This is a genomic window from Sphaerisporangium krabiense, assembly GCF_014200435.1.
Classification (GTDB): domain Bacteria; phylum Actinomycetota; class Actinomycetes; order Streptosporangiales; family Streptosporangiaceae; genus Sphaerisporangium; species Sphaerisporangium krabiense.
Genome location: NZ_JACHBR010000002.1, coordinates 745,757 through 769,283 on the forward strand (window position 1 = coordinate 745,757; position 23,527 = coordinate 769,283).

16 protein-coding genes are annotated in these 23,527 nt (G+C 72.3%); 8 read left to right on the forward strand and 8 right to left on the reverse strand.

Annotated elements, in window-relative coordinates; translation table 11 throughout:
- The first annotated feature begins 433 nt into the window (after window positions 1-433).
- On the forward strand, window positions 434-1,714 hold the full coding sequence (locus BJ981_RS31310) for a hypothetical protein (RefSeq protein ID WP_184616994.1): 1,281 nt from the start codon (window positions 434-436) through the stop codon (window positions 1,712-1,714).
- 15 nt (window positions 1,715-1,729) lie between these two features.
- Here the strand turns inward: BJ981_RS31310 and BJ981_RS31315 are convergent, their stop codons facing one another.
- Genes BJ981_RS31315 through BJ981_RS31330 form a run of 4 tightly spaced genes read right to left on the reverse strand, consistent with a single transcriptional unit; the run spans window position 1,730 to window position 5,490 of the window.
- Window positions 1,730-2,824 (reverse strand): glycosyltransferase, encoded by a 1,095-nt coding sequence (locus BJ981_RS31315; RefSeq protein WP_184616995.1) that lies wholly within the window; start codon window positions 2,822-2,824, stop codon window positions 1,730-1,732.
- Window positions 2,806-3,894, reverse strand: coding sequence for a polysaccharide deacetylase family protein (locus tag BJ981_RS31320; RefSeq protein WP_204070281.1), 1,089 nt, complete (start codon window positions 3,892-3,894; stop codon window positions 2,806-2,808). Before BJ981_RS31320 ends, BJ981_RS31315 begins: the two co-directional genes overlap by 19 nt.
- A complete protein-coding gene (locus tag BJ981_RS31325; protein ID WP_184616996.1) occupies window positions 3,887-4,516 on the reverse strand; it encodes a class I SAM-dependent methyltransferase in 630 nt (209 codons plus the stop codon). The genes BJ981_RS31320 and BJ981_RS31325 overlap by 8 nt, the downstream gene beginning before the upstream one ends.
- A gap of 32 nt (window positions 4,517-4,548) precedes the next feature.
- On the reverse strand, window positions 4,549-5,490 hold the full coding sequence (locus BJ981_RS31330) for a sulfotransferase family protein (protein WP_184616997.1): 942 nt from the start codon (window positions 5,488-5,490) through the stop codon (window positions 4,549-4,551).
- Window positions 5,491-5,841: 351 nt separating this feature from the next.
- On the opposite strand from BJ981_RS31330, the gene BJ981_RS31335 reads away from it, so the two are divergent.
- Window positions 5,842-8,250 carry a hypothetical protein gene (locus BJ981_RS31335; RefSeq protein ID WP_184616998.1) on the forward strand — a complete coding sequence of 803 codons (2,409 nt, stop codon included), beginning with the start codon at window positions 5,842-5,844 and terminating at the stop codon, window positions 8,248-8,250.
- On the opposite strand, the gene BJ981_RS31340 is transcribed toward BJ981_RS31335, so the two are convergent.
- Window positions 8,226-9,578 carry a lipopolysaccharide biosynthesis protein gene (locus BJ981_RS31340; RefSeq protein ID WP_184616999.1) on the reverse strand — a complete coding sequence of 451 codons (1,353 nt, stop codon included), beginning with the start codon at window positions 9,576-9,578 and terminating at the stop codon, window positions 8,226-8,228. The genes BJ981_RS31335 and BJ981_RS31340 overlap by 25 nt on opposite strands.
- 406 nt (window positions 9,579-9,984) lie before the next feature.
- Here BJ981_RS31340 and rffA point away from each other — a divergent pair, with 406 nt between their 5' ends.
- Together rffA and BJ981_RS31350 are read left to right on the forward strand one after the other, a co-directional pair.
- Window positions 9,985-11,139: a dTDP-4-amino-4,6-dideoxygalactose transaminase gene (gene rffA, locus BJ981_RS31345; RefSeq protein WP_239139254.1), complete on the forward strand. Its 1,155-nt coding sequence runs from the start codon at window positions 9,985-9,987 to the stop codon at window positions 11,137-11,139.
- Window positions 11,139-11,912: a GNAT family N-acetyltransferase gene (locus BJ981_RS31350; RefSeq protein WP_184617000.1), complete on the forward strand. Its 774-nt coding sequence runs from the start codon at window positions 11,139-11,141 to the stop codon at window positions 11,910-11,912. The genes rffA and BJ981_RS31350 overlap by 1 nt, the downstream gene beginning before the upstream one ends.
- Here the strand turns inward: BJ981_RS31350 and BJ981_RS31355 are convergent.
- Window positions 11,869-12,876, reverse strand: a complete 1,008-nt coding sequence (locus BJ981_RS31355) for a glycosyltransferase family 2 protein (RefSeq protein WP_184617001.1) — start codon at window positions 12,874-12,876, stop codon at window positions 11,869-11,871. The genes BJ981_RS31350 and BJ981_RS31355 overlap by 44 nt on opposite strands.
- Before the next feature lie 11 nt (window positions 12,877-12,887).
- Here BJ981_RS31355 and BJ981_RS31360 point away from each other — a divergent pair, with 11 nt between their 5' ends.
- Window positions 12,888-13,430, forward strand: coding sequence for a GtrA family protein (locus BJ981_RS31360; protein WP_184617002.1), 543 nt, complete (start codon window positions 12,888-12,890; stop codon window positions 13,428-13,430).
- 78 nt (window positions 13,431-13,508) lie between these two features.
- The gene (locus BJ981_RS31365; RefSeq protein WP_184617003.1) at window positions 13,509-14,576 is read left to right on the forward strand and encodes a glucose-1-phosphate thymidylyltransferase; all 1,068 of its coding nucleotides are present in this window, start codon (window positions 13,509-13,511) and stop codon (window positions 14,574-14,576) included.
- Between the two features lie 69 nt (window positions 14,577-14,645).
- Here the strand turns inward: BJ981_RS31365 and BJ981_RS31370 are convergent, their stop codons facing one another.
- A complete protein-coding gene (locus tag BJ981_RS31370) occupies window positions 14,646-16,205 on the reverse strand; it encodes a DUF4082 domain-containing protein (RefSeq protein ID WP_184617004.1) in 1,560 nt (519 codons plus the stop codon).
- 384 nt (window positions 16,206-16,589) lie between these two features.
- Here BJ981_RS31370 and BJ981_RS31375 point away from each other — a divergent pair, with 384 nt between their 5' ends.
- Together BJ981_RS31375 and rfbB are read left to right on the forward strand one after the other, a co-directional pair.
- Window positions 16,590-19,970 (forward strand): DUF4082 domain-containing protein, encoded by a 3,381-nt coding sequence (locus tag BJ981_RS31375; RefSeq protein WP_311745868.1) that lies wholly within the window; start codon window positions 16,590-16,592, stop codon window positions 19,968-19,970.
- 177 nt (window positions 19,971-20,147) lie between these two features.
- On the forward strand, window positions 20,148-21,134 hold the full coding sequence (rfbB, locus tag BJ981_RS31380) for a dTDP-glucose 4,6-dehydratase (RefSeq protein WP_184617006.1): 987 nt from the start codon (window positions 20,148-20,150) through the stop codon (window positions 21,132-21,134).
- On the opposite strand, the gene BJ981_RS31385 is transcribed toward rfbB, so the two are convergent.
- Window positions 21,117-23,519, reverse strand: coding sequence for a hypothetical protein (locus BJ981_RS31385; protein WP_184617007.1), 2,403 nt, complete (start codon window positions 23,517-23,519; stop codon window positions 21,117-21,119). The genes rfbB and BJ981_RS31385 overlap by 18 nt on opposite strands.
- Window positions 23,520-23,527: the final 8 nt, after the last annotated feature.

Here is a 23,527-nt window from a genome sequence, read left to right on the forward strand (position 1 = left end):
GAAGCTAGCCCGCCATTTATTCCATTCGCCGCACCGTCGCGGTGGCCGCAAAAGTGTTTCCTCATTCGATACCCACTCATGGCCGGTTTGCGGGGAAGGGAGTGCGATCCGCCCGGCGGTGTGTGCGGCCGCGGTGTTTTCGGATTAATCCGTCGTATGACCCGGCGAAGGCACAGTTATGGATTGAAGGGGAAATGACCGTTCCGGCGGGGTGGGACCCGCCGCGTTCGCCGGAGTGACGGGGGTGGCGCCGCGCGTCCGGCCCGCGCCGTGGAAAGACTCCGCACGCTGCGGGTCATCGTCGTACCAGGCCAGGGGGATGCGGTGATCTTCCGGCGCGCCGCGGCATTAGCGTCGTGCGAGTTGCCTTCGTCCAGGGCGTTCCGCGACCGCCGGCCGTGGGTGTGATCTCGCGGGAGGGGAGCCGGTTCTCATGGAACTCGTCATCGTCATGCTCATCGTCGCGGCCCTGGTCCTGGTGGTCCGCGCGGGCCTCCCCGCGCCGGTGGCGAGACGGGTGCTGCCGGTGCTGCTGGCCGCCTTCGCGGCCCGCCTGGCCGCCCACGTGTCGCTGAAGGGCGGGGCCCTGTTCGACTACGGCGGCGACAACGTCCTGTACGACCTGTGGGCGGGGGAGATCGCCGACCAGTGGAGGCGGGACGGCGTCTCCTACGTCACGGTCAACGCCGCGGGACGGCTGTACGGGGCCGCGCTGCACTGCAACATCCTGGCGCTGCTCCGGTACATCTGCGGCGGCCCCGTCCCGCTGGCCTCGGCGGCGCTCATGGCCCTGATGGCGTGCGTGCTGTGCGTGGTCATGTACAGGTTCGCGAGGATGCTCGGCGCGGACGACCGGGGCGCGTTCTGGCTGCTCGTCGTGGTCGCCTTCATGCCGGGCTTCCTGCTGCACACCTCCGACACCTACAAGGACGGCGTGAACGCGCTGCTCGTGGTGGCGTCCCTGGCCGTCGGGGTCTCGCTCACGCGGCGCTGCACCCTCGGCAAGCTGCTCACGCTCGTTCCCCTGTTGTGGGCGCTGTGGAACATCCGCCCCTACATGGCGTTCATGTGCCTGCTGCCGCTCGCCCTGGGCTTGAGCGGGCTGCGCCAGGTGGTGTCGCTGCGGAGCCTGGTCGTCCTCACCGCGCTGGCGATGGTCGTGTTGTTCCGGTTCGACTTCGTGATGCAGAGCGAGCCGATCGAGGCGATGCGCGACCAACTGGAGTTCGCGCAGTCGCCGGCCGCCCAGATGTCCAACGCCGGCGTCTCGGGGTGGCACAACGGGTCGGGCGTCGGCTTCGAGGACGACGGCAGCCCGTGGGGCGCGCTCGGCGCCAAGCTGGTCTACACGCTGCTCTCCCCGTTCCCGTGGACCCCCGGCAGCCTGGCGCTGCAGCTCGGCAAGATCGACACCTGCCTGTGGTACGCGCTGCTGTGCTTCGGCGTGGCCGGCGGCCGCCGGCTGTGGCGCCACGACCGCAGGACGCTGCTGATCCTGCTGCTCTTCCTGGTCCCGAGCGCCCTGGCCTACGCGACCACCATGGCCAACATCGGCCTCATCGCCCGCCAGCGGATGCCCCTGGTCATGGTCACGAGCCTGCTGTGCGCGCTCGCCTGGACTCGGGCGTCCTCCGGGAGCCCGGCCGAACCGGAGATCGGCGCCGAAGGCCCTACGGAGCCGGAGCGGACCGCCCGGCAGGCGGTCCGCTCCTGAGTCCCCCCGGGGAGGTCAGCCCCGGGAACGCGACGGCGCCTCGTCGTACAACCGGTCGAACCACTTGGCGGTCTCGCCGATGTCGATCGTCCCCGCGCTGGCGCGCGCGCCGTCGCGCAGCCGGGCGTGGGTGTCCGGGCGCATCGCCGCCAGGATCGCCCCCGCGAACGCCTTGGCGTCGCCCGGCGGGACGAGCAGGCCGTTGCGGCCGGACTCGACCAGGTCGGGGATCCCGCCGACGCGGGTGGACACCACGGGGACGCCCGCGGCGAGCGCCTCCATCATGACGACCGGCAGCCCTTCGTAGGTCGAGCAGTGCGCCAGCAGGTCGGCGGCGGCGATGAGGCGCGCGGCGTCCGGAACGTGGCCGAGCAGCCGCACGTTGGGGAGGCGCAGCTCGGCGACGCGCCGCGCCGTCTGGTCGAACAGCGGCCCCGACCCGGCGAGCAGGAACACCGTGCGCGCCCGCTCCGCGGCCGACAGCTCGGCCGCCGCGTCGAGGAGGAAGCCGTGGTTCTTGACCGGGCGGAAGTTGCCGGCGTGCACGATCAGGAAGGCGTCGCCGGGCACGTCCCACTCCTTCCTGATCAGCGCCGCCTCCGCCGCCCAGCGGCGCTGCTCCGCCACGTCGACGCCGTGTACCCGGATCGACAGGCGCCGCGCGCCCAGGGTCGTCACGCTGCGCGCCACCTCGGGAGAGACGGCCACGGTGCGGTCGTCCAGCCAGCCGGTGGCCCGGTCGACGAGCAGGGTCGGCAGCCGGAACCTGACACTGTGCACGGTGGACACCAGCATCGGCCGGCGCCGCCACAGCCGGGACGCCGGCCGGAGCGCCGCCGCGGGCAGCGGGGAATGGACGTTGAGCACGTCCGGGCGCAGCCGCCGCACCACGGTCAGCAGCCTGGCCGTCCGCAGCGGGCGGGGGCAGGAGGTGAGGTCGACGACGGTCACGCCGTGCCGCCGCAGCCGCTCCAGGAACGGCGCGGGGGCGGCCTCCAGGCACACGACGGTGTAGCGCTTGCCCGGGGGAGCGGCGCACAGCCGCCGGGTGAGCAGGACCTCGGCGCCGCCCACCCGGGCGAGCGACTTGATCACTTCGCAGACGTGCACGGGTTCTCCCGCCCGGTACGAGGCTCAGACCGCAGTCCCGCGCGCGCGGCGAACCCCGCCCGGTACGCGGCCAGGGTCAGCCCCTCGAACGGGCCGGCGGCGAACGCGAACAGCGCCTCGATGTCGTCGTAGAGCGCCTCGACGCTCCGGAAGGTCCGGAAGTAGGGGCTGCCGCCCGGCATCAGCTCCGAGGAGTGCAGCATGAACTCGACGTGATCGCGCCCGGAGCGCAGCGCCCGCCCGGCGAGTTCCAGCATCTCGCGGCGGTTCCTGCCGTTCGGCCGCAGCCAGGACGTCCGCGGCCAGAGCCGGCCCGCCACCCGTCCCGCGGGCCCGCCCCGGGACAGCACGGCGCGCGCGCCGCCCACCAGGGGGCCGTACCGGCGGGGCGCGATCGTCATCGGCACCTCCAGCAGCGGCGATTCCCCCGCCCTGTGCAGCGCCCGCGGATCCACGAAGTACGGGTGCTCGGGGTAATCCGTGTAGTCCCTCGGGCCGCGCCCGCCCGGCGCGCCGGAGGTGCCGTGCCAGGAGACGTGCGGCGTCACCGAGCAGTCGGCCAGGTACCCGTGCTCGACGAGGATCCGCGCGTAGGTCTCGTCCATCATCCACCGTCCGGCGCGGTGGCTCACCGGCGCGATCCCGAAGACGTCCTGGAGCGTCCGCGTCGCGGTCGTCACCTTCGCCGCCATCACCGGCTCGGGAAAATCGATCAGGAACGGCTTGTGCCGGTGGTCGGTGCCGGTCAGCGGGAGGATGGGCGGCGTGGTCCAGGCGTGCAGGTGCATGCCGATCTCGCCCCGGCCGCCCGCCAGCACCGCGCGGCCGAACTCCTGGAACTCCGGGCTGGTCGCCATGGTCCAGTCGACCAGATAGGTGGGAGGAAGGCCGTACCGGTCGCACAGCGCCTGGAACCGGGGCAGGAAGCCGGCGTTGCGCGTCCGGACCGCCGCCGCGCCGCTCCAGGCGTCGTCCTCCTCGACGTCGATCGTGATGAGGAAGGCCGGGCGCGGCGGCGCGCCGTCGTCTCCGGCGCCCGCCGCGCGGACCGGCGCCGCGCGGTCAGACATCGCAGCGGTAGAGCAGCAGGTGCTTGTCGTCCTGCCAGTCGTGCCGCCGGTCCACCCGGACGCCGAGGCCGTCGAAGAGGCGCTCGATCCGGCCCTTCTGCTCGGGGAATTCGTCGACCAGCACGTACCTGACCCGCTTGGCGGCGAGCAGCGCGCGCATCTGCTGCCCGATCCAGTCGTCGGGCATGTAGTGGAACCAGCCGAGCATGATCAGAAGGTCGATCTCCCGCACCTCGTGCCTGATCAGCGCGTCGAAGCTCCCCACCGCGAACTCCGGCCGCGCGCCGCCGGGGCGCCGCAGGAACCGGGCCCAGGAGATGACGCCGCGGTCGATGTCGAAGCCGACCCTGCGCCGGGCCGGCACCCGGCCGAGGACGTCGCCGAGCCCGCATCCGACCTCGACGGCGACGTCCAGCCGGCCGGGCACGGTCCTGGCGATGTCGACCGCCATCTTCTTGTAGTTGGTGGTGTGGAAACCCCGCAGGTGCCATCGGTCGGCGCCGAACACGAAGGACAAGGGGAGCTGCAACGCCTTCCCCGCGAGGGCCTTGGCGACGTTGTCGGCGCCGTGCCGCCGCGCGACCTCGATCTTCCTGCTGAGCTTCTTCACGGTGGTCTGCATCACGATCCCCCTGCATGAATTCGATGGCGCGGTCAGAGCGCGTAACCCCGTTCGACGAGGTACGGGCCGAGAGAGCGGTTCAACAGCGCGAGCTGGGCGGGCGTGAGGTCACGGCGGAACGCGTCCGCCCGCCCGTCCTCGAACCGGTGGCGGCCGAACCCGTGGTCGAAACGCGACGTCCACGGCAGGCCGAGGAACTGCAGGATCGCCGTCATCCGCCCGCGCGGATCCTCGATCAGATCCTCGTAGCGGACCTCCAGCCACTGGTGGGCGGGAACGCCGGTCCGGGCGCGCTCGTAGGCGTCCATGAGGATCTTCCACCCGATGCCGGCCAGATGGATCATCGACCGCCCGCCGCGGTCCCATTCGTCGGCGTAGGCGTCCGGCAGCGGCCCGAAGTGCCAGCCCCAGGGGCCGAGGTGGCCACGCCACCACGGCATCCGCGTCCAGGAGCTGGCGACCGCACGCCCGTCCCGCACGATGTGCACGAAACGGGCTTCGGGAAAGACCTCGCGGAGAAAGGCGGCGCGTGGCCAGCCGGTGAACTTGTGCACGTAGTGGTCCACGCCCTCGCGCGCGGCCCGGTCCTCGTAGAAGCCGCTCAGCCGCCGCGCCAGCCAGGGCGTCACGTCGGCCGCCACCAGCTCGCGGAACGGGTCGACGACCAGCGGGGACACCTCCCGGGCCAGCGCCGCCTGCGCCTCGCTCGGCCGCACCCGCTTCGGCGGGAACCCCGGCCACGACCACCGGTGCATGGCCGTCCCCAGCCGCCGGACCGGGGTCGCGACCCGTGCGAACCGGTCGTCGAGGTTGGTCGGGAAACCGACGCCGGGATGGCGGGCCAGCACCTTGTAGAGCAGCGTGGATCCGCAACGCCCCGTGCCGAGGATGAAGGTGAGGCCCAGGCCCCCCGGCGGCTCGTCCGGATCCACCGTCGCGACCCGGGTCCGCGCCATGGAGTGGGTGTCGTCCATTGTTCGGTCTCCCGGTTTCGCCGAGGCGCACGTTCTGCGGAAACATAGGTACACCTGCGCCCGGAGATCACCGCCGGGCCTGCGGCGGAGTTTCCGAATCGCTGCCATGTTCATAGCCGGGGTTGACCGGAAGGCCGGGCCGTCCGCTCCGCCGTGCCGGGTCCTTCCATCGGCCACAGGTGTTCTGGAATCCCGCCGTAATGTCGGGCCCGGCGCTTTCCCGTCCGCCGGGCGGGCGGTGACCGGACGTTTTCCGCCGCGTTCACGCGCACCGGCAAAGAATCGGCAACAAGACGGCCGGGCGCATATTCCGAACGGCCTTCCCGCGGGCCCGCCGACCAGAATTGCCGCATGGATCAGACGCCGTCATATCGCGGCTCCGGGAACCGGTCGGAGATCGTCCTCGACACCGCGCCGGCGGACCCGGCGGCGCCACCGGAAGGAGAGGGGGCGGCGCGGGGCCCCCGGCGGGGATGGCCGGCGGCCCTGTGCGGGCTCGCGGTGGCGGTGGCCGTGGCGGCGTGGTTCGGGACGCCGGCGCGGGACATGGCGTCGTTCGGCGCGTACCTGGCGCTGGCGGTGGCGCTGCCGGGGACGCTGGTGGTGCGGGCCCTGTACCGGGGACGGCGGACGGCGGCCGAGGAGGTCGCGCTCGGCCTGGCGGCCGGATACGCCCTCGAGGTCCTCGCCTACCTGCCCGCCCGCGCCTTCGGTGCCCCGCGTCTCGTCCTGGCCTGGCCGGTCGCCACCTACCTGGCGTTCCTGCTGGTGCCCGGGCTGCGGCGGTTCTGGCGGAGCGGCGCGCGCGTCCGCGCGCCGCGGTGGGCGTCCTGGACGCTCGCGGCCTCCTTCGCGGGGCTCGTCGTGTGGAGCGGCGTGCCGTTCTTCCGCAACAACGCGCTGAGCTGGCCCGCCATGGGGGCGGGCGACTACGACGAGTCGTTCCACCTCGCGCTGGTGGCGGAGCTGCGGCACCACATGCCGCCGCGGCTGCCCATGGTGCCGGGGGAGCCGCTGCTCTACCACTGGTTCACCTACGCGCACGTCGCGGCGTCGAGCTGGGTGACCGGCGTGGAGCCGGCCGTCCTGGTGCTGCGGCTGACGGTGCTGCCCATGCTGGCCGCGTTCCTGGTGCTGATCGCGATGACGGCGCGGCGGGTGGCCGGGTCCTGGCGGATCACCGCGCCGGTGCTCGCCGGCACCGTGTTCGTGGGGACGCCGAACCTGTACCTCAGCTCCACCATGGTCTTCGGCTGGGGCGGGGTGCAGGCGACCGCGTGGCGCAGTCCCACGCAGACCTTCGGCGCCCTGCTGTTCGCCGCGCTGGCCGTTCTGGTGCTGGACGCGCTGAACCGGCGTGCCGTGAGGTGGGCCGGTCCGCAGTCGCCGCCGATCCCGGGCCCGGCCGGGCCGCAGGCGTCGCCGATCCGGGGCCCGGCCGGGCACTGGGCGCTGACCGCCCTGCTGGTGGTGGCCGTGATGGGCGCCAAGGCGGTCTACCTGCCGCTGCTCCTGGCCGGGCTCGTCGCGGTGATCGCCATCGAGGCGGCGCTGCGGCGGCGGCCCCTGTGGCCCGGCCTGCTCGCGGCGGCGATGACCCTGGCCTGCCTGGCCTACGCCCAGCTCGTGTTGTTCGGCAACGCCCGCCAGGGCATCCTGCTCGCGCCGCTCTTCGCCATGCGGCAGCGCTGGCAGGAACTCGGCGGGCAGTCCGGCGCCGGACCGCTCTGGCCGCTCGGCGCCGGCGCGCTGCTGGCGTTGTGCCTGGCGTTCGCCTGGTGCGGAGTGGCCGGGCTCCTGGCCGACCGGCGGCTGTTCGCCAGGCGCCCGGTGGTGTTCCTGCTCGCCATGGCCGCCGCCGGGCACGCCGCCACCCTGCTGTTCTACCAGCCCGGCTACAGCCAGTTCTTCTTCCTGTTCGCCGTCTATCCCTACCTGGTCATCGTCACCGTCTACGGCGCCCGCGTCCTGCTGCGCCGCGCCCGCGTCCCGATCCGGGCGACGGCCGGCGCGGTTGCCGTCGCGGTCCTGGCCGTCTGCCTGGTCGCCGTCGCCTGGCACGTGACGGTCCCGCTGCCGCCCGGCCGGCCCGCCGTCACCGTCTTCCTGCCCTACCTCACCGTGCTCGCCGGCCTCGCCCTGGCCGCCGTCGCGCTGGCCGCGACCCTCGGACGGCGTCGCGCCGCGGCGCTCCTGGCCGCCGCCGCCACCGGCGTCGGCCTGCTGGCCTGCGGGTACGGCCTGCTGCTCTGGCTTCCCGCGAAGGTCGCGGCCAAGGGCCTCGGCAAGGTCGGCCACGCCGTGACCGCGGAGTCGGACGCGGTGCCCGAGGGCGCCCTGGCCGCGGCGCGGTGGCTGCGCGACCATTCCGCGCCCGGCGACCTGGTGGCCACCAACTCCCACTGCCATTGGGGGCGGCGCGACCCCTGCGACGCCGGCCAGTTCTGGGCGGCGGCCCTCACCGAGCGGCGCGTCCTGGTCGAGGGCTGGCGTTACACCACCCCGGTCAACGACAGGTGGCGGCCCGGCCAGGACTACCGGTACCTGCCCTTCTGGGACCCCGGGCTGCTGCGCCGCAACGACGCGGCCATCAACACCGCGGACGCGGCCGCGCTCGGCGCGCTGCGCGACCGCCACCACGTCCGCTGGCTGCTGGTCGACCGGCGCCTCACCGGTCCGGGCTCCCCGCTGGACGCCCTGGTCGCCCCGCGCTTCCGCTCCGGCGAGTACGCCGTCTACCGGTTGCCCGACCGGGCGTGAGCCTCCGGCTCGGGCGGGGCCGTCCCGCGCCGACCGGCCAGGACGCGCCCGGCGAGAGGGGCGTCGCCCGCCGCCCGCGCCGCCGCCGACAGCGAGACGGCGATCTCCGACCACCGCGGCAGCAGCCCCCGCGCCGGTGTTCCGGTCACGCGCAGGAACCACGCGCACTGCGCGCCGGCCAGCGCGGTCAGCACGATCCCGGAGACCGCCGCGCAGCCCGTGGCGCCCCAGCGGGGGATGAGGAGCGCGTTGAGCGCCACGTCCAGGCACAGCGCCCCGACCGACATCGAGGTGGCCACCCACGGCCGGCCCAGTCGTAGCAGGAAGACCCAGATGGGCCGGGCGACGCTCGCCGACACGATGCCGGGCGCGACGCAGAGGAAGGGCGCCACGCTGCCGCGGAACGCCTCCCCGTAGACCAGCGGGACGAGCGCGGACGCCAGCGCGCACAGGCCGGCGGCCGTGACCAGCGCCATGACGAAGGCGGCGCGGGCCGCGCGGAGCGTCACCTCCACCGCGCGCTCGTGGTCGCCCTCCACCTGCCGGGGCATCACGATCTTCGCCAGGGCCTCGACCGGGATGCGCGCCAGGTCGGCCAGCGCGGTGGCGACGGCGTAGAGCCCGGCCTGGCCGGTGGAGGCCAGCGCGCCCACCATCAGCACGTCCACCCGGGGCAGCAGTTGCGTGGACACCAGGCCGAGGTGGTAGCGCAGCCCGACGCCCAGGGTGCGGCGGGCCAGCCCGAGGTCGAAGTCCCTCGCCCGCGGCCGGAGCGCGTGGACGAAGCAGGCGACGGTGACCAGCTCGTACGCCGCCCACAGGGCGAAGGCGACCTCGGCGGTCAGCCGTCCCGCCAGCGCGGCGGTCACCACCGAGGCGCACCACACCAGGCAGCCGATCATCGTGCCGTTGTTCAGCACGCGGGCCCTGTCGCGCAGCAGCGCGATGCCGCAGAGGTACTCCCAGGCGATCAGGACCGGCATGGACGCCGCCACCAGGACCGCGCCGGAGGCGCTCCACCCGGAGAGGAGCATGACCGCGCCGACGACCGGAGCGGCCGACATGCCCATGAGGACGCCCATCACCAGGGCGTTCGCGGTCAGCGCGGGGCGCAGGCCCGCGTCGGCCCACAGGACCGTCTGGCCCTGCTCTGCCGAGAGCCCGCCCAGCACCAGGCCGGCCCAGGCGATGGCGACCAGCACGGCGTACTCTCCCCGCCCCTCGGCGAGCAGGGTGCGTGCGGTGATCACGCTGATCACGGCGGAGGTGGCGGTCACCGCCCCGCGGGCCGCGATGGTGTGGACGAGGGTCCTCGCCGCGCCGGTCATCCGGCGGCCGCCGCGCCGCCCGGGGTGGTGCTCATGTCGACCTCCGCGTGCGCCGGCCGCGATACGTGCCGAGCCGTACATTCGGCGAGGCGTCGGGTCCGAATTCGGCCAGCATATCGAAATGGCCCCCGGACACCGGTCCGCCGCGCGCGGGAAATCCCTGTCCGGCGGCGGGCGTGACGCCTTTTCCGGACCATTCACGCCGACGTCATCAAAGGGAACGGTCGCGCAGGGCCGGCCCGGACGTTCTTCGCATGCGCCTTTTGGCATAGGAACTCGGGATATGAACGCCGTGAACGGGCGCCATGGGCGTCGCAGGGAACGCGCGGTGACCGCTTGAGCAAGGACTCGCCAAAGCGCGGTCATTCGGCGCCGCAGCCCCGTGCGGCTGGTGTTCATTGTTTCCGTGAGCACAACAGATATGACGACGATCCCGCACCACCGGGCATTCGTCGCGGAAAACCAGCTCGCCTATGTCACGGCGGCCATGCACGGGAAATGGTCCTCCGGATACGGGCCGTTCGGTGAGAGGGCCGCGGCGCTGCTGCGGGAGATCACCGGGGCCGCGCACGTGCTCCTCACCACCTCCGCGACCACGGCCCTGGACCTGTCGACGCTCCTGCTCGACGTCGGCCCCGGCGACGAGGTCATCGTGCCGTCGTACACCTTCGTGTCCACGGCGAGCGTGTGGGTGCAGCGCGGCGCGGTCCCGGTGTTCGCGGACTGCCGCCCCGACACCCTCAACATCGACGAGGACCTGATCGAGGCCGCCGTCACCGCGCGGACCCGCGCCGTCGTGGTCACGCACTACGCCGGCGTCGCCTGTGAGATGGACAAGATCACCAAGATCGCCGAACGCCACGGCCTGGCGCTGGTCGAGGACAACGCCCACGGGCTGGGCGGGACCTACCGGGATCGGCCGCTCGGCACCTTCGGCCGGCTGGCCGCGCTGAGCTTCCACGCGACCAAGAACGTGCAGTGCGGCGAGGGGGGCGCGCTGCTCGCCGCCGGCGACGACCTCGCCCGGCGCGCCGAGATCATCCGGGACAAGGGCACCAACCGGCGGCAGTTCTTCCGCGGCGAGGTGGACCGGTACCGCTGGGTGGACGTCGGCACCAACTACATGCAGGCCGAACCGCTCGCGGCGCAGCTCGTGGCGCAGCTGGAGGCGTTCGGCGAGATCCAGCGGCGGCGGCAGGAGGTGTGGCGGGCCTACCACGACGGCCTGGCGGCGTGGGCGCGGGACAACGGGGTCGCGCGGCCGGCGGTCCCGCCGGAGTGCGTCCACCCGGCCCACATCTACTACCTGCTGCTTCCGCACGCGGCCGGCCGGACGGCGCTGATCGCCCACCTCGCCGAGCGCGGCGTGCAGGCCGTCTTCCACTACTCCCCGCTGCACGCCTCCCCGGCGGGGGAGAAGTACGGGCGCGCGGCGCCGGGCGGGTGCCCGGTCGCGGAGAGCGTCGCCGACCGGCAGGTCCGGCTGCCGCTGTACCCCGGCCTCGACGACGGGGAACTGGGCCGCGTGCTCGACTCCGTGACCTCCTTCAAGGTCTCCTGATGGGCGAGGCGACGGCCGTCCCCGCGGTGCGGACGCTGGCCTCCCCCCACGAGTCCGCGCGGATCGGGCGGCCGGTCGAGCGGCTGACCGTGCCCGGCGGGAGCGATGGATCGTTCGCGCCGGTGCGCGCGGCGATCCGGGAGTCGGCGGCGGACGTCATCGTCCTGCGGTACCCGGCGGAGCGGGTGGAGTGGTTCGCGGAACTGCTCACCACCGGCCGCACCGCCCTGCTGGCGGACTCCCTGGTCTACTGGCGCCTGGTCGCGGGACGAGGCCGGGGCGCGGCGCGGACGCCGGGGCTGTGGACGGGCCCGCTCCGCGACCCCGGCACGGCGGGCGCGCTGGCCGCGGAGATCTTCGCCGGATACCGCAACCACTACGCCGCCGATCCGCTCTTCGCCGCGTGCGACGCGCGCGCCGGCTACGCGGACTGGGCGCGGGGGTCGGCCGCCGCGGGCGACTGCCTGGCCCTGTACGGGCCGGGGGAGGGGGAGCCGCGCGCGATCGGGCTGGTGACCGTGGCCGACGACGGACCGGTGACGGACATCCTGCTGGCCGGCGTGGTGCCGGGCGAGCGGGGGCGCAACCGGTACGCGCACCTGCTCGCGGCCGTGGAGGAGCGGACGCGCGCCCGCGGCGCAACCGAGGTGGTCATCTCCACCCAGGGCCACAACACCGGGGTGCAGCGGGCCTGGGCCAGGTACGGATTCGAGCCGGTGCGGACCCTGCTCACCGTTCATCTGGTGCGGAAAGGCCTGATCCCGTCCGGGTGAGCCCGCCGGGGCCCGCCGGAGGCGGGACGCTCGCGACCGCGCCCGAGCCGGTCCGCTCGCGGATGACGTACGTCGGCCGTCCCATGCCGCTCGTGTGGATGCGGCCGACGTACTCCCCGAGGATGCCGATGGACATGAGCTGCGCCGAGGAGAACAGCGTGATCATCGAGCAGATGCTGGTGAACCCGGCCACGGTGGTGGCGCCCACGGCGAAGCTCCACAGCACGGCGGCGCCGAGGACCAGTCCCACGAGACCGACCAGGAAGCCGAGGTAGCTGGCCACGCGCAGCGGCAGGGCGCTGCAGCCGAACAGCATGTTGGCGGTGTGGCGGCACAGCGTGCGCAGGGTGTAGGTGGAGGGCCCGTCGTCGCGCCGGTCCATGTGCACCCGGACCGAGCCGATCCGCGTGGTGGCCCAGGGGAGCACGACGTCGATCGAGGCGTACGGCCCGGTGAGCCCGTCGAAGCCCTGGCGCAGGTGCGTGCGGAACGCGCGGAAAGCGCTGATCACGCGGGCGGTGCGGAGGTCCAGCGCGCCCGCCATGGCGGCTTTCACCGACCGGGACGCGAGGCTGCGCAGCGGCCCGTGCTCCTCCTCGTGCGCAACGCCGTAGACGAGGTCGAGGCGGTCGCCGTGCAGCGCGGCCAGCAGGAGGGGGATCTGCTCGGGCGGATGCTGCAGGTCGTCGTCCATCGTCACGATGACCTCCAGCCGCGCCTCTCGCACCCCGGCGAGCAGCGCGTTGTGCTGCCCGTAGTTGCGGGACAGGTGCAGGGCGCGCACGGCCTCGAACCGGTCGGCGAGCCGCGCCGCGACGTCCCAGGTGTCGTCCGGGCTCCCGTCCACCACGAGAATCACCTCATATGGCGTTGAAATGCCCTCCAGCACGGTGATCAGCCGGTCGAGTAGTTTCGGCAGCGTGCGCGCGGAGCGATAACAGGGAACGACCACCGACACTGACATTTATTCCCCCGTTGATCGGCGTTGATGACGCGAATGGCCATTACGATGTTCTGGACGTGACCGCCCGTCATCGGTTCGGGGGAATCCGAGTGGTCGAAACCAGACAACGGGCCGGCCGGGACGTGGGCGCCGGGCGCAAAATGGCCGGGCGCGTCCGAATACCCGGCGGCCACCTCATCACATACCTCGCAGGGGGCGCGCTCACGGCGTTGCTCTACTACGTCACCTTGGTCGCCGGATTGCGACTTCTTGGTCACGCCGTTCCCTATCTCTACCTGGTGGTGGCGAGCCATTTCCTGACCGTGGTGATGGCGTATCCGTGGTACCGGCTGGTGGTCTTTCCCGGCGGCAAGGATTCCTGGATCGCCGGTTATCTCCGGTTCTATGTGGTGGGCATTGGATTTCTGGCGTGGTCCCTCGCGGGGCTGCCGGTGCTCGTGGAGGGCGCCGGCATGCCGATCCTCACGGCGCAGCTGGTCCTGACGGTGACGAGCGTGCCGCTGAACTACGCGATCAACCGGGTGTGGGCGTTCCGCGGCCACCGGTGGTCGTGACGGGGCGGTCCCGGGACGGCGCGATCGGACAGGTGGCCCGCCGTGGCCACGATTCCCGACGTAAGGATTCGATGAGCGATGAAGGCACTCGTACTCGCCGGGGGCAAGGGGACGCGGCTGCGGCCGCTCACCCACACCTCGGCCAAGCAACTGGTCCCGGTCGCCAACAAGCCGGTGCTCTTCTACGGGCTGGAGGCCATCCGCGACGCCGGAATCACCGAGGTCGGCGTCATCGTGGGGGACACCGGCGACGAGGTGCGGGCGGCGGTGGGGGACGGGGCGGACTTCGGTCTCGCGGTCACCTACATCCCGCAGGACGCGCCGCTCGGCCTGGCGCACTGCGTCCTCATCGCCCGCGAGTTCCTGGCCGACGACCCCTTCGTCATGTATCTGGGGGACAACTTCCTGGTCGGGGGCATCACCGGGCTGGTCGACGCCTTCCGGCGCGGAGGCCACGACGCGCAGATCCTGCTGACCCCGGTGGCCGAGCCGCAGTACTACGGGGTCGCCGAGCTCGGGCCACGCGGAGAGATCCTGGCGTTGCAGGAGAAGCCCGAACATCCGCGCAGCGACCTGGCCATCGTGGGCGTGTACACGTTCTCCCCGGTCGTCCATGACGCCGTGCGGGCGATCAGACCCTCCGCGCGGGGGGAGCTGGAGATCACCGACGCGATCCAGTGGCTCGTGGACAACGGGTACGGCGTTCACTCGCACATGGTGGGCGGCTACTGGAAGGACACCGGCCGTCTCCAGGACATCCTGGAGTGCAACCGCATCGTCCTGGAGGCGGTCGAGCCGGACCTCGGGGGCACCATCGACGCGCTGAGCGAGACGTCGGGGCGGGTGGTCGTGGAGCCCGGCGCGGTGGTGGAGAACTCCGTCCTGCGCGGGCCCCTGGTGATCGGCGCCGACACCAAGATCGTCTCCTCCTACGTCGGGCCCTTCACCTCGATCGGCCGCGGCTGCGAGCTGCGCGACGCCGAGATCGAGTACTCGATCGTCCTGGACGGCTCCTCCGTGGACGGCGTCTCGCGGATCGCCCACTCGCTGATCGGCCGCAACGTCCAGGTCAGCCGCGCGACCGGTGTCGCCAACACCCACGAGCTCATGGTCGGCGACCACAGCAGGATCCAGGTGAAGGTCTGAGGATCGTCCTGCCACCGGGACGGGGCCGCCCGGCCGCCTTCGCGCGAAGGTGACCGGGCGGCCCCGGGCTCATGCCGAGGAGGGCGTGAAGACCACGTCGACCCAGTAGTTGGTCGACTGATAGGTGTTGGTCGGGAAGGTGTTGGTCCCGCCGTACTGGTAGACGCCGTTGCCGCCGTCCGCGCCGTCCGCGGGCGCGAGCAGCGGGGCGTTGTCGTACTGGACGGTGAAGTACGGGCGGGTGACCGCGTAGAACCCCACGTTGGTCAGGCAGCTCGCCACATAGGTGGTGTTCGCGCTGATCGCGACCGGCGAGGCGAAGTTCGCCTGCTGCCAGCCGCTGGCCGTCTCACTGGAGAACGCCGAGCTGGCCAGCTGCGTCCCGTTGCCCGTCCACAGGGTCCCGACATGGGCGCCGGTGTTCTGCGCCCCCTTGTAGAACCGGATGCCGCTGACGGTCCCGGCCGTGTTGGCCCGGAACTTCACCCCGACCACGACCGCCCGGTTGTCCTGGTAGGACGCCACCGCCGGTGTCGTCGTGCTGCTCCACAGGCTCGCGGAGACGTTCTGGGCGAGGACGCTCGACTTGCTCGGGGCGAAATGCACGAGCGCCTCGTGGTCGAAGGTGTCGCCGCCCAGGTAGACGGCCTGGATCTGGTGGGTTCCCACCGACAGGGAGGAGGTGCTGAAGGTGGCCACGCCGGAGGAGTCGAGGAAGCCCGAGCCGAGGGTCGTCGTCCCCTCCTTGAACAGCACCTGGCCCTGCGGGACCAGCGAGCCGCTGACCGCGCTCACCGTGGCCGTGAACGTCACCACCTGGTTGCGCGCGACGGGGTTGACCGACGAACTCAGGGTCGTCGTGGTCGCCGGCTCGACCGGCACGGCGATACGGGTCGCCGGGCCGTTGGTGGTGCCGGCCAGGATGACGTTGGCGTTGATGGTGAACAGCCGGCCGAAGACGGACGCGCCCGAGAGCGCCTGCGCGGTGTTGGCCGCCATCACGGTGCCGCGGAACGTGGAGTTGACGCCGAGCGTCGCCGAGTCGGTCGCCTGCCAGAACACGTTCTTGGCCTGCGCGCCGTTGATGAGCGCGATGTTGCTCACCGTCGCCGTGGTGAGCGTGGCGGACGTGAAGATGAACACCGAGTCCGGCTCGCCCTGGGCGTCGAGGGTGAGCGTCCCGGTGATCGTGAACGCGCCGCCGGTCGGTGCGTAGACGCCCGGCCCCTTGGTGGTCCCGCCGAGTTCGGCGGCCACCGTGGTGACCGGCGTCCGGCCGGCGATGTCGTTGTAGGCGGCGAGCATGTCGGTCCTGGCCGTGGCGGCGGCGGCGTCACCGGCGTGCGTCGTGCCGGTCACCGTGCCCGGCGGGAAGCCGGTCACCGTGCTGCCGGGACTCACCCCGAGGTCACCGGTGACGGCGGTGAAATTGTTGTTGTTGACCGCGGTTCCGCCGAGGACGGCGAACGAGGCGGCCGAGCCGAGGTTCACCGGCGCCCGCCGCGCCGCGTTCGCGGTCAGCGGTGTCGCGAGGAGCGCGGCGGCCGTGAGGACGGCCGTGAGCGCCGCCGTCACCCAGGCGCGACCGGCGCCCGGCCGCGCGGCCCGAAAAGGAATTCTGTATTTCATCAAGTGTCCTTCATCCCCGATATGGAGCGATGCGGCATATGAATGAGTAGCCGCTGTCACCGATTCTGGTGACGTCACGGGGAGGCGACATGCGGGGCACGCCCGGTGTTCCGGTAAAGGGCGGTGAATTTCTTTTGCCGAAAACTCAGATGTCGTGCTAAAGGGCCGCAGGGGTACGGGCAAACATCGGTTGGTCTGTTGCGACACGGAAATTATGTCGCCGTTCCCCCGGGCGTCGTGCCGTTACGATCCTGCCGAAGCCCGAGCCTTTGGGTACGTCCCGCACGCTCGCGGGCTTCGCGTGGCCTGCGGGGGCGGCCACGGATCGTCGCAAGGAGAACGCTCGTGGCGGATCGTGTGGAAATCTCGAGCCCATGGTGGAGGGTGTTTCGCGGGGCGTCGGCCGCCTTCCTGGCGGCGGTCCTCGCCACATCGGGCCCGTCCGGAGCGGCGTGGGCCGGTACCGGCGCCGCGCACGGGGGCCACGGCCGGGGTGCGGCCGCCTGCCCGCCGACCTCGGTCATCTGCCTGGAGAACAGCCTGCCCGGCAATCCCCCCAGCGAGTGGGACGTCTCCGGTTCCGGCGATCCCGCGATCCAGGGCTACGCCACCCAGATGAGCGTCGCCCCGGGCGAGACGGTGAACTTCAAGGTGATCACCAACGCGACGAGCTACCGCCTGGACATCTACCGCATCGGCTACTACGGCGGCATGGGCGCCCGCAAGATGGCGACGGTCAACCCGTCCGTCCCGCTGCCGCAGACGCAGCCGACCTGCGCGAGCGACTCCACCACCGGGCTGGTCGACTGCGGCAACTGGGCCGTCTCGGCCTCGTGGACGGTGCCGGCGAGCGCCGTCTCCGGGGTCTACACCGCCAAGCTGGTGGGGACGGACGGCAGCACCGGGGCCAGCCAGATCATGTTCGTCGTCCGGGACGACACGCGAGGCTCCACCCTGCTCTTCCAGACCTCCGACGCGACCTGGCAGGCGTACAACACCTACGGGGGCAACAGCCTGTACGCCGGCCAGCCCGCCGGCCGCGCCTACAAGGTCAGCTACAACCGGCCGATCAACACCCGCAACGCCAGCATCTCGCCGCAGAGCTTCTTCTTCAACGCCGAGTACCCGATGGTCCGCTGGCTGGAGGCCAACGGCTACGACGTCAGCTACACCAGCAACGTCGACACCGCCTCACGCCCCGCCGAACTGCTGGAGCACAAGACGTTCATGTCGGTGGGCCACGACGAGTACTGGTCCAACGAGATGCGCACCAACGTGGAGAACGCCCGCAACAACGGGGTCAACCTCGCCTTCTTCTCCGGCAACGAGATCTTCTGGAAGACGCGGTGGGAGCCCAGCATCGACGGGACGACGACACCGTTCCGCACGCTGGTCTGCTACAAGGAGACGATGGCCAACGCCAAGATCGACCCCAGCCCGCAGTGGACCGGCACCTGGCGCGACGCCCGCTTCTCCCCGCCGTCGGACGGCGGCCGGCCGGAGAACGCCCTGACCGGCACCCTGTTCATGGTCAACGGCATCGCCAACGACGCGACCGTCGTCCCGGCCGAGTTCGCGACCATGCGGGAGTGGAGCAACACCGCCATCGCCGCCCTGCAACCCGGGCAGACGATCACGTTCCCCACCGGGGTCCTCGGCTACGAGTGGGACGAGGCGCCGGACAACCCCACCCGGCCGCCGGGGCTGGTGGCCATGTCCAAGACCACGGTCACCCTGACGAGCAGGTATCTGCTGAACGAGGGCAGCGTCTACGGCGCCGGGGTGGCGACCAACAAGCTCTCCCTCTACAAGCACAGCAGCGGCGCGCTCGTGCTGGGCACCGGCACCGTCCAGTGGTCCTGGGGCCTGGACGCCAACCACGACCGGGCGGGCACCCCCACGGACGTCTCCATGCAGCAGTTCACGGTCAACATCCTGGCCAACATGGGGGCGCAGCCCGCGAGCATCCAGACCGGCCTCGTCCCCGCGACCCCCTCCACGGACACCTCGCCTCCCACGGCGGTGATCACGAGCCCGGTGAGCGGCGCGTCCTTGATCAACGGCGCGGCCACCACCGTCCAGGGAACGGCCACCGACACCGGAGGCGGTGTCGTGTCCGCCATCGAGGTGTCCTCGGACGGCGGCGCGACCTGGCAGCAGGCCACCGGGCGCAACACCTGGCAGTACACCTGGACGCCCACGCAGGGCGGACCGGCGACGATCATGGCGCGCGCCATCGACGACATCGGCAACATCCAGCCGACGCCGGCCTCGGTGAACGTGAACGTGACCGCTGCCGACACCATCTGGCCTCCGACCACGGTGCCCGCCATCGCGGCGCAGAACGACCCGAACTCCGTGGAGGTCGGGGTGAAGTTCCGCACCACGTCTCCGGGCACGATCAACGGCATCCGGTTCTACAAGGGCTCCTCCAACACCGGCACGCACGTGGGCAACCTGTGGAGCTCGACCGGTCAGCTCCTCGCACAGGCGACGTTCACCAACGAGACCAGCAACGGCTGGCAGTCGGTGACCTTCTCGTCACCCGTGCAGGTGACCCCCAACACCACCTATGTGGCCTCGTACTTCGCCCCGCAGGGCATGTACTCCAAGAACACGCCGTACTTCACCCAGGCGGTGGTGAGCGGGCCGCTCACCGCCCTCGCGGACGGCACCGACGGCGGCAACGGGGTGTACGCGTACGCGTCGAGCACGACCTTCCCGACGAACACCTACCAGTCAAGCAACTACTGGACGGACGTCATCTTCTCGCCGACCACGACCACGACCGGCAGCCTGTGGAACAACGCGACGGTTCCGACCAACACGTCCTGGCCCGACTCCGGGTCGGTCGTGCTCGGAGTGAGGTTCCGGTCGTCGGTCGACGGGGTGATCAGCGGTATCCGGTTCTACAAGGGCTCGGGGAACACCGGGACGCACATCGGGAGCCTGTGGAGCAACACCGGTCAGCTGCTCGCCAGCGCCACCTTCACCAATGAGACCGCGTCCGGCTGGCAGCAGGTGTCGTTCCAGAATCCTGTCCCGATCACCGCCGGTACGACCTACGTCGCTTCGTACCTCGCGCCGACGGGGAACTACGCGGTGGACCGTCCCTACTTCACCACGTCGTTCACGAATTCCCCGCTCACCGCCCTCGCGAGCGGTACGGACGGGGCGAACGGCGTCTACGGGTACAGCTCGACGAACGCGTTCCCCACGCAGACCTACCAGACGACCAACTACTGGGTCGACGTGGTCTTCTCGCCGGGCACGACCACCGCCGGCAGCCTGTGGAACAACGCGACGGTTCCGACCAACACCTCCTGGCCCGACTCCGGGTCGGTCGTGCTCGGAGTGAGGTTCCGGTCGTCGGTCGACGGGGTGATCAGCGGTATCCGGTTCTACAAGGGCTCGGGGAACACCGGGACGCACATCGGGAGCCTGTGGAGCAACACCGGTCAGCTGCTCGCCAGCGCCACCTTCACCAACGAGACCGCGTCCGGCTGGCAGCAGGTGTCGTTCCAGAATCCTGTCCCGATCACCGCCGGTACGACCTACGTCGCTTCGTACCTCGCGCCGACGGGGAACTACGCGGTGGACCGTCCCTACTTCACCACGTCGTTCACGAATTCCCCGCTCACCGCCCTCGCGAGCGGTACGGACGGGGCGAACGGCGTCTACGGGTACAGCTCGACGAACGCGTTCCCCACGCAGACCTACCAGACGACCAACTACTGGGTCGACGTGGTCTTCGCCGCCTCGTGACGGCCGCGCGCCGCCCGCCTCCGGACCCGGCAACGTGTCCCGCGCGTTTCGGCAAAGGCGCGAGCGGGCGCGGGCCCGCGGTCGCGCCCCGGCCGTAGGTTGAGCCCGTCATGATCGGGACGGACGGCCCGTCGCCACCTCGGCGGCGGGCCGCCGCGCGAGACGAAAGGCGAGCGTGTGAGGATCCTCGTCACCGGCGGGGCCGGGTTCATCGGCTCCCATTACGTGCGCGCCCTGCTGACCGGCGCCTACCCCGGCTACGAGGACGCGCGGGTGACCGTCCTCGACAAGCTCACCTACGCGGGCAACCCGGCCAACCTCGCCCCGGTGGCCTCCAGCCCCCGTTTCACGTTCGTCCGCGGCGACATCGCCGACCCGCGCGTCGCCGCCGGCGTGGTCCCCGGCCACGACGTGGTGGTGAACTTCGCCGCCGAGACCCACGTCGACCGCTCCATCACCGGGGCGGCCGACTTCGTCCTTTCCAACGTGCTCGGCACGCAGACGCTGCTGCAGGCCGCCCTGGACGCCGGGGTGCGCACCGTGGTGCAGGTCTCCACCGACGAGGTGTACGGCTCGATCGACGAGGGCGCGTGGGACGAGGACGAGCCGCTGCTGCCGAACTCCCCGTACTCCGCCGCCAAGGCGGGCGCCGACCTGCTGTGCCGCGCCTACCACCGCACCTACGGCCTGGACGTCCGGGTGACGCGCTGCTCCAACAACTACGGCCCCTACCAGTACCCCGAGAAGCTCATCCCGCTCGTCGTCACCAACCTGCTCGACGGGGACCGCGTGCCGCTGTACGGCGACGGCCTCAACGTCCGCGAGTGGCTGCACGTCGACGACCACTGCCGCGCCGTCCGGCTCGTGCTGGAGAAGGGCGCGCCCGGCGAGGTCTACAACGTCGGCGGCGGCGTCGAGCTGACCAACCGCGCACTGGTCGGCATGCTGCTGGAGGCGTGCGACGCCGGCTGGGACGTGGTCGACCACGTGACCGACCGCCCCGGGCACGACCGCCGGTACTCCGTCGACAGCGGGAAGATCCGGTCCATCGGGTACGAGCCCCTGGTCCGGTTCGACCAGGGGCTCGGCGAGGTGGTGCGCTGGTACACGGCCAACCAGGCGTGGTGGCGGCCGTTGAAGCGCCGCTCAGGAGGGCGCGCCTGAGGCCGCCGGGCCCCGGGCCGGGTCCGGCAGCCGGTAGACCGCGTAGTCGCCGTACCGCACCTGGAACGACGCGAACCGCCCCACCATCTCCGGGCGGCCGAGCAGCCGCTCGTCCGCGACCAGCCACCGCACGCCGTACCTCTCGCGCAGCTCCTCCACCCCCCGCGCCGAGGGCGCCTCGAACACGGCGTCGTTGGCCCGCAGGCGCGCCGCGTCCCAGAAGGGCCGCTCGGTGAACGGCAGGCCGCGCTCGTCCCGGTCCAGGTTGGCGGCGGTGTAGGCCCAGCCCTCCACCAGCACGCGCCGCTCGGTCAGGGCCGACACCCAGAAGTGGCGGCTGTCGCACGGCCGCTCGTGCCCCCACAGGCAGTGGGCGTTCGTGGCGACCACATCGCCGGGACCGGCGTGCCCGCGCAGCCATCGCGCGGCCGCCATCGCGCCGCGCGGGATCTGCTCGGGCACGGGATGGTCGGCGGCGTTCAGGTTGCTGTCGGCGCCGTGCCCGAGATGGTCGAGCACGCGCGCCTGCCAGGCCGCGGGCACGCCGGCGGCCGAGACCGCCACGATCAGCAGCGCCCGGGCCGCCGCGCGCCTCGGGCCCGACAGCGACGCCGCGACCAGCGCCGCGGCGCCGATGAACAGGAGCAGGACGGCGAACGGCAGGAACGGGCCGACGCTCCTCTCGCCGGGCGGCAGCGGCACCTGGACGCCGCAGGCCACCCGCACCAGGATCGCCGCGGCCATCCCGGCCAGGCAGGCGACGATGATCGCCCTCACTCCCGGCCGGCCCGCGCGCACGGCGGTGACCAGGCCGTACACCGCCAGCACCGCCAGGTACGGGTAGCAGGACTGCAGGAAGTACCCCTGGTTGAGGTCGCCCTCGCTGCCGAGCAGCAGCATCAGCCCCGCGCCCGCCGCCGACAGCCCGGCCATCAGCGTCACGGCCGGGCGCAGCAGCAGCGCCGGCCGGGCGAGCAACCCGAGCGCCCCGCACCACGTCACCCCCCAGCAGGCCAGGAACACCAGCGCGAATCCGGCCACCAGCCCGGTGGCCGCCGGCCGTCCCGCCAGCTCCGCCCACGTCGCGCGCACCACCGACAGCGGCTCGACCGTCATCCCCTGCCGGGCCCCGCCGAACAGCACGACCTGCGCGAACGCCAGCGCGCCCGCCGTCATGCCGAGTGCCCCGAGCGCGGCACGCGGGAGACGGCGCAGCCGCACCCCCTCCACGACCGTCACCAGCGCGAGCGCCGCCGCCAGCAGCGGAAGATAGGGCGCCTTGGCTCCCATCACCGCCACCAGCAGCAGGGCCAGCAGCGCCCACCGGCCACGGCCGCCTCCCGGCCGGGTCAGCAGGTCGGCGAGCAGCAGCATCACGGGCGCGAACAGCAGGGCGCCGAACGTCTGCGTCGGGCTGTTCCACGGCACGTGCAGGACGCCGGTCCAGCGCAGCAGGCCGTTGGCGCCCGAGTACAGGCTCGGCGCCGCCACCAGCAGCGTCCCGGCGACGGCCATGGCGCCCGCCGCCGCGGAGCCGATGACCCGCCGCCCCGTCAGGCCCACCAGGACCGCGAAGGCCACCAGCATGGGCAGCACGGACAGGCGCGTGAGCAGCGTCAGCGGCTCCACCCCGGTGATCCAGCTCGACGCCGCCAGGTGCGCGTAGGTGAACCAGTGGTAGTTCAGCGGCTCCCCGGCCACGAACGGCACCTGCGGCGGCACGTGGTTCCGCAGCTCGCCCGCCATCGACAGGTGGAACGGCAGGTCGGGGTGCGCCCAGCCCGCCTCCGGCCAGGTCGGCGCGACGACCCGGAAACATACGAAGGCGCTCCACCCGGTCAGGTACACCACCGTCCCCGCCGCGAACCACCGCTCCCAGCCGGGGACGTTCGGGCGCGGGCGCGCCCTCCAGAAGGGACGCAGCCGGGGGACCAGCAGGAACGTGGCGTAGACCGCGGCCGGCCACGCCAGGACGAGCAGCGGCGCTCCGGCGGCCCGTGCGGCGATGTAGGCGGGCACCTCGGCCGCGTAGCCGACCGTCAGCCCGAGCGCGAGGTCCTCGGGCAGTGAGCGGCGGCCGCGGTAGGCGGCCCGCGCCAGCAGCACCCCGGGCACCGCGACGCACACGGCCAGGTAGGCGCAGAAGGACGCCAGGTCCCTGGCCGAGACGCCGTAGTAGGAGAGCACCGCGACAGGGAAGCAGCCCGCCACCACGCCGGGCGCCCATCGGGAGACCACCGGGCCCCACGTCGTGCCCCCTCCCCGGAAGCGGCGGCCGGCCGTGCGGCCCGGGGGAGCCAGGGCGTCAGGGGAGGGACTGCCGGTCGTCGCGACCGGCGCGATCCGGCCGCGCGCGGTGGCGCCGGCCGGCGGATTCGTCGTCATGGGCGAAA

What these genes read in the sequence shown, in the direction of transcription:
- BJ981_RS31370 (WP_184617004.1), bottom strand. Translation starts at nt 16,205, where the DNA reads ATGAAATACAGAATTCCTTTTCGGGCCGCGCGGCCGGGCGCCGGTCGC.
- BJ981_RS31330 (WP_184616997.1), bottom strand. Translation starts at nt 5,490, where the DNA reads ATGGACGACACCCACTCCATGGCGCGGACCCGGGTCGCGACGGTGGAT.
- BJ981_RS31335 (WP_184616998.1), top strand. Translation starts at nt 5,842, where the DNA reads ATGGATCAGACGCCGTCATATCGCGGCTCCGGGAACCGGTCGGAGATC.
- BJ981_RS31355 (WP_184617001.1), bottom strand. Translation starts at nt 12,876, where the DNA reads ATGTCAGTGTCGGTGGTCGTTCCCTGTTATCGCTCCGCGCGCACGCTG.
- BJ981_RS31385 (WP_184617007.1), bottom strand. Translation starts at nt 23,519, where the DNA reads ATGACGACGAATCCGCCGGCCGGCGCCACCGCGCGCGGCCGGATCGCG.
- BJ981_RS31340 (WP_184616999.1), bottom strand. Translation starts at nt 9,578, where the DNA reads ATGACCGGCGCGGCGAGGACCCTCGTCCACACCATCGCGGCCCGCGGG.
- BJ981_RS31325 (WP_184616996.1), bottom strand. Translation starts at nt 4,516, where the DNA reads ATGCAGACCACCGTGAAGAAGCTCAGCAGGAAGATCGAGGTCGCGCGG.
- BJ981_RS31310 (WP_184616994.1), top strand. Translation starts at nt 434, where the DNA reads ATGGAACTCGTCATCGTCATGCTCATCGTCGCGGCCCTGGTCCTGGTG.
- BJ981_RS31320 (WP_204070281.1), bottom strand. Translation starts at nt 3,894, where the DNA reads ATGTCTGACCGCGCGGCGCCGGTCCGCGCGGCGGGCGCCGGAGACGAC.
- BJ981_RS31350 (WP_184617000.1), top strand. Translation starts at nt 11,139, where the DNA reads ATGGGCGAGGCGACGGCCGTCCCCGCGGTGCGGACGCTGGCCTCCCCC.
- BJ981_RS31365 (WP_184617003.1), top strand. Translation starts at nt 13,509, where the DNA reads ATGAAGGCACTCGTACTCGCCGGGGGCAAGGGGACGCGGCTGCGGCCG.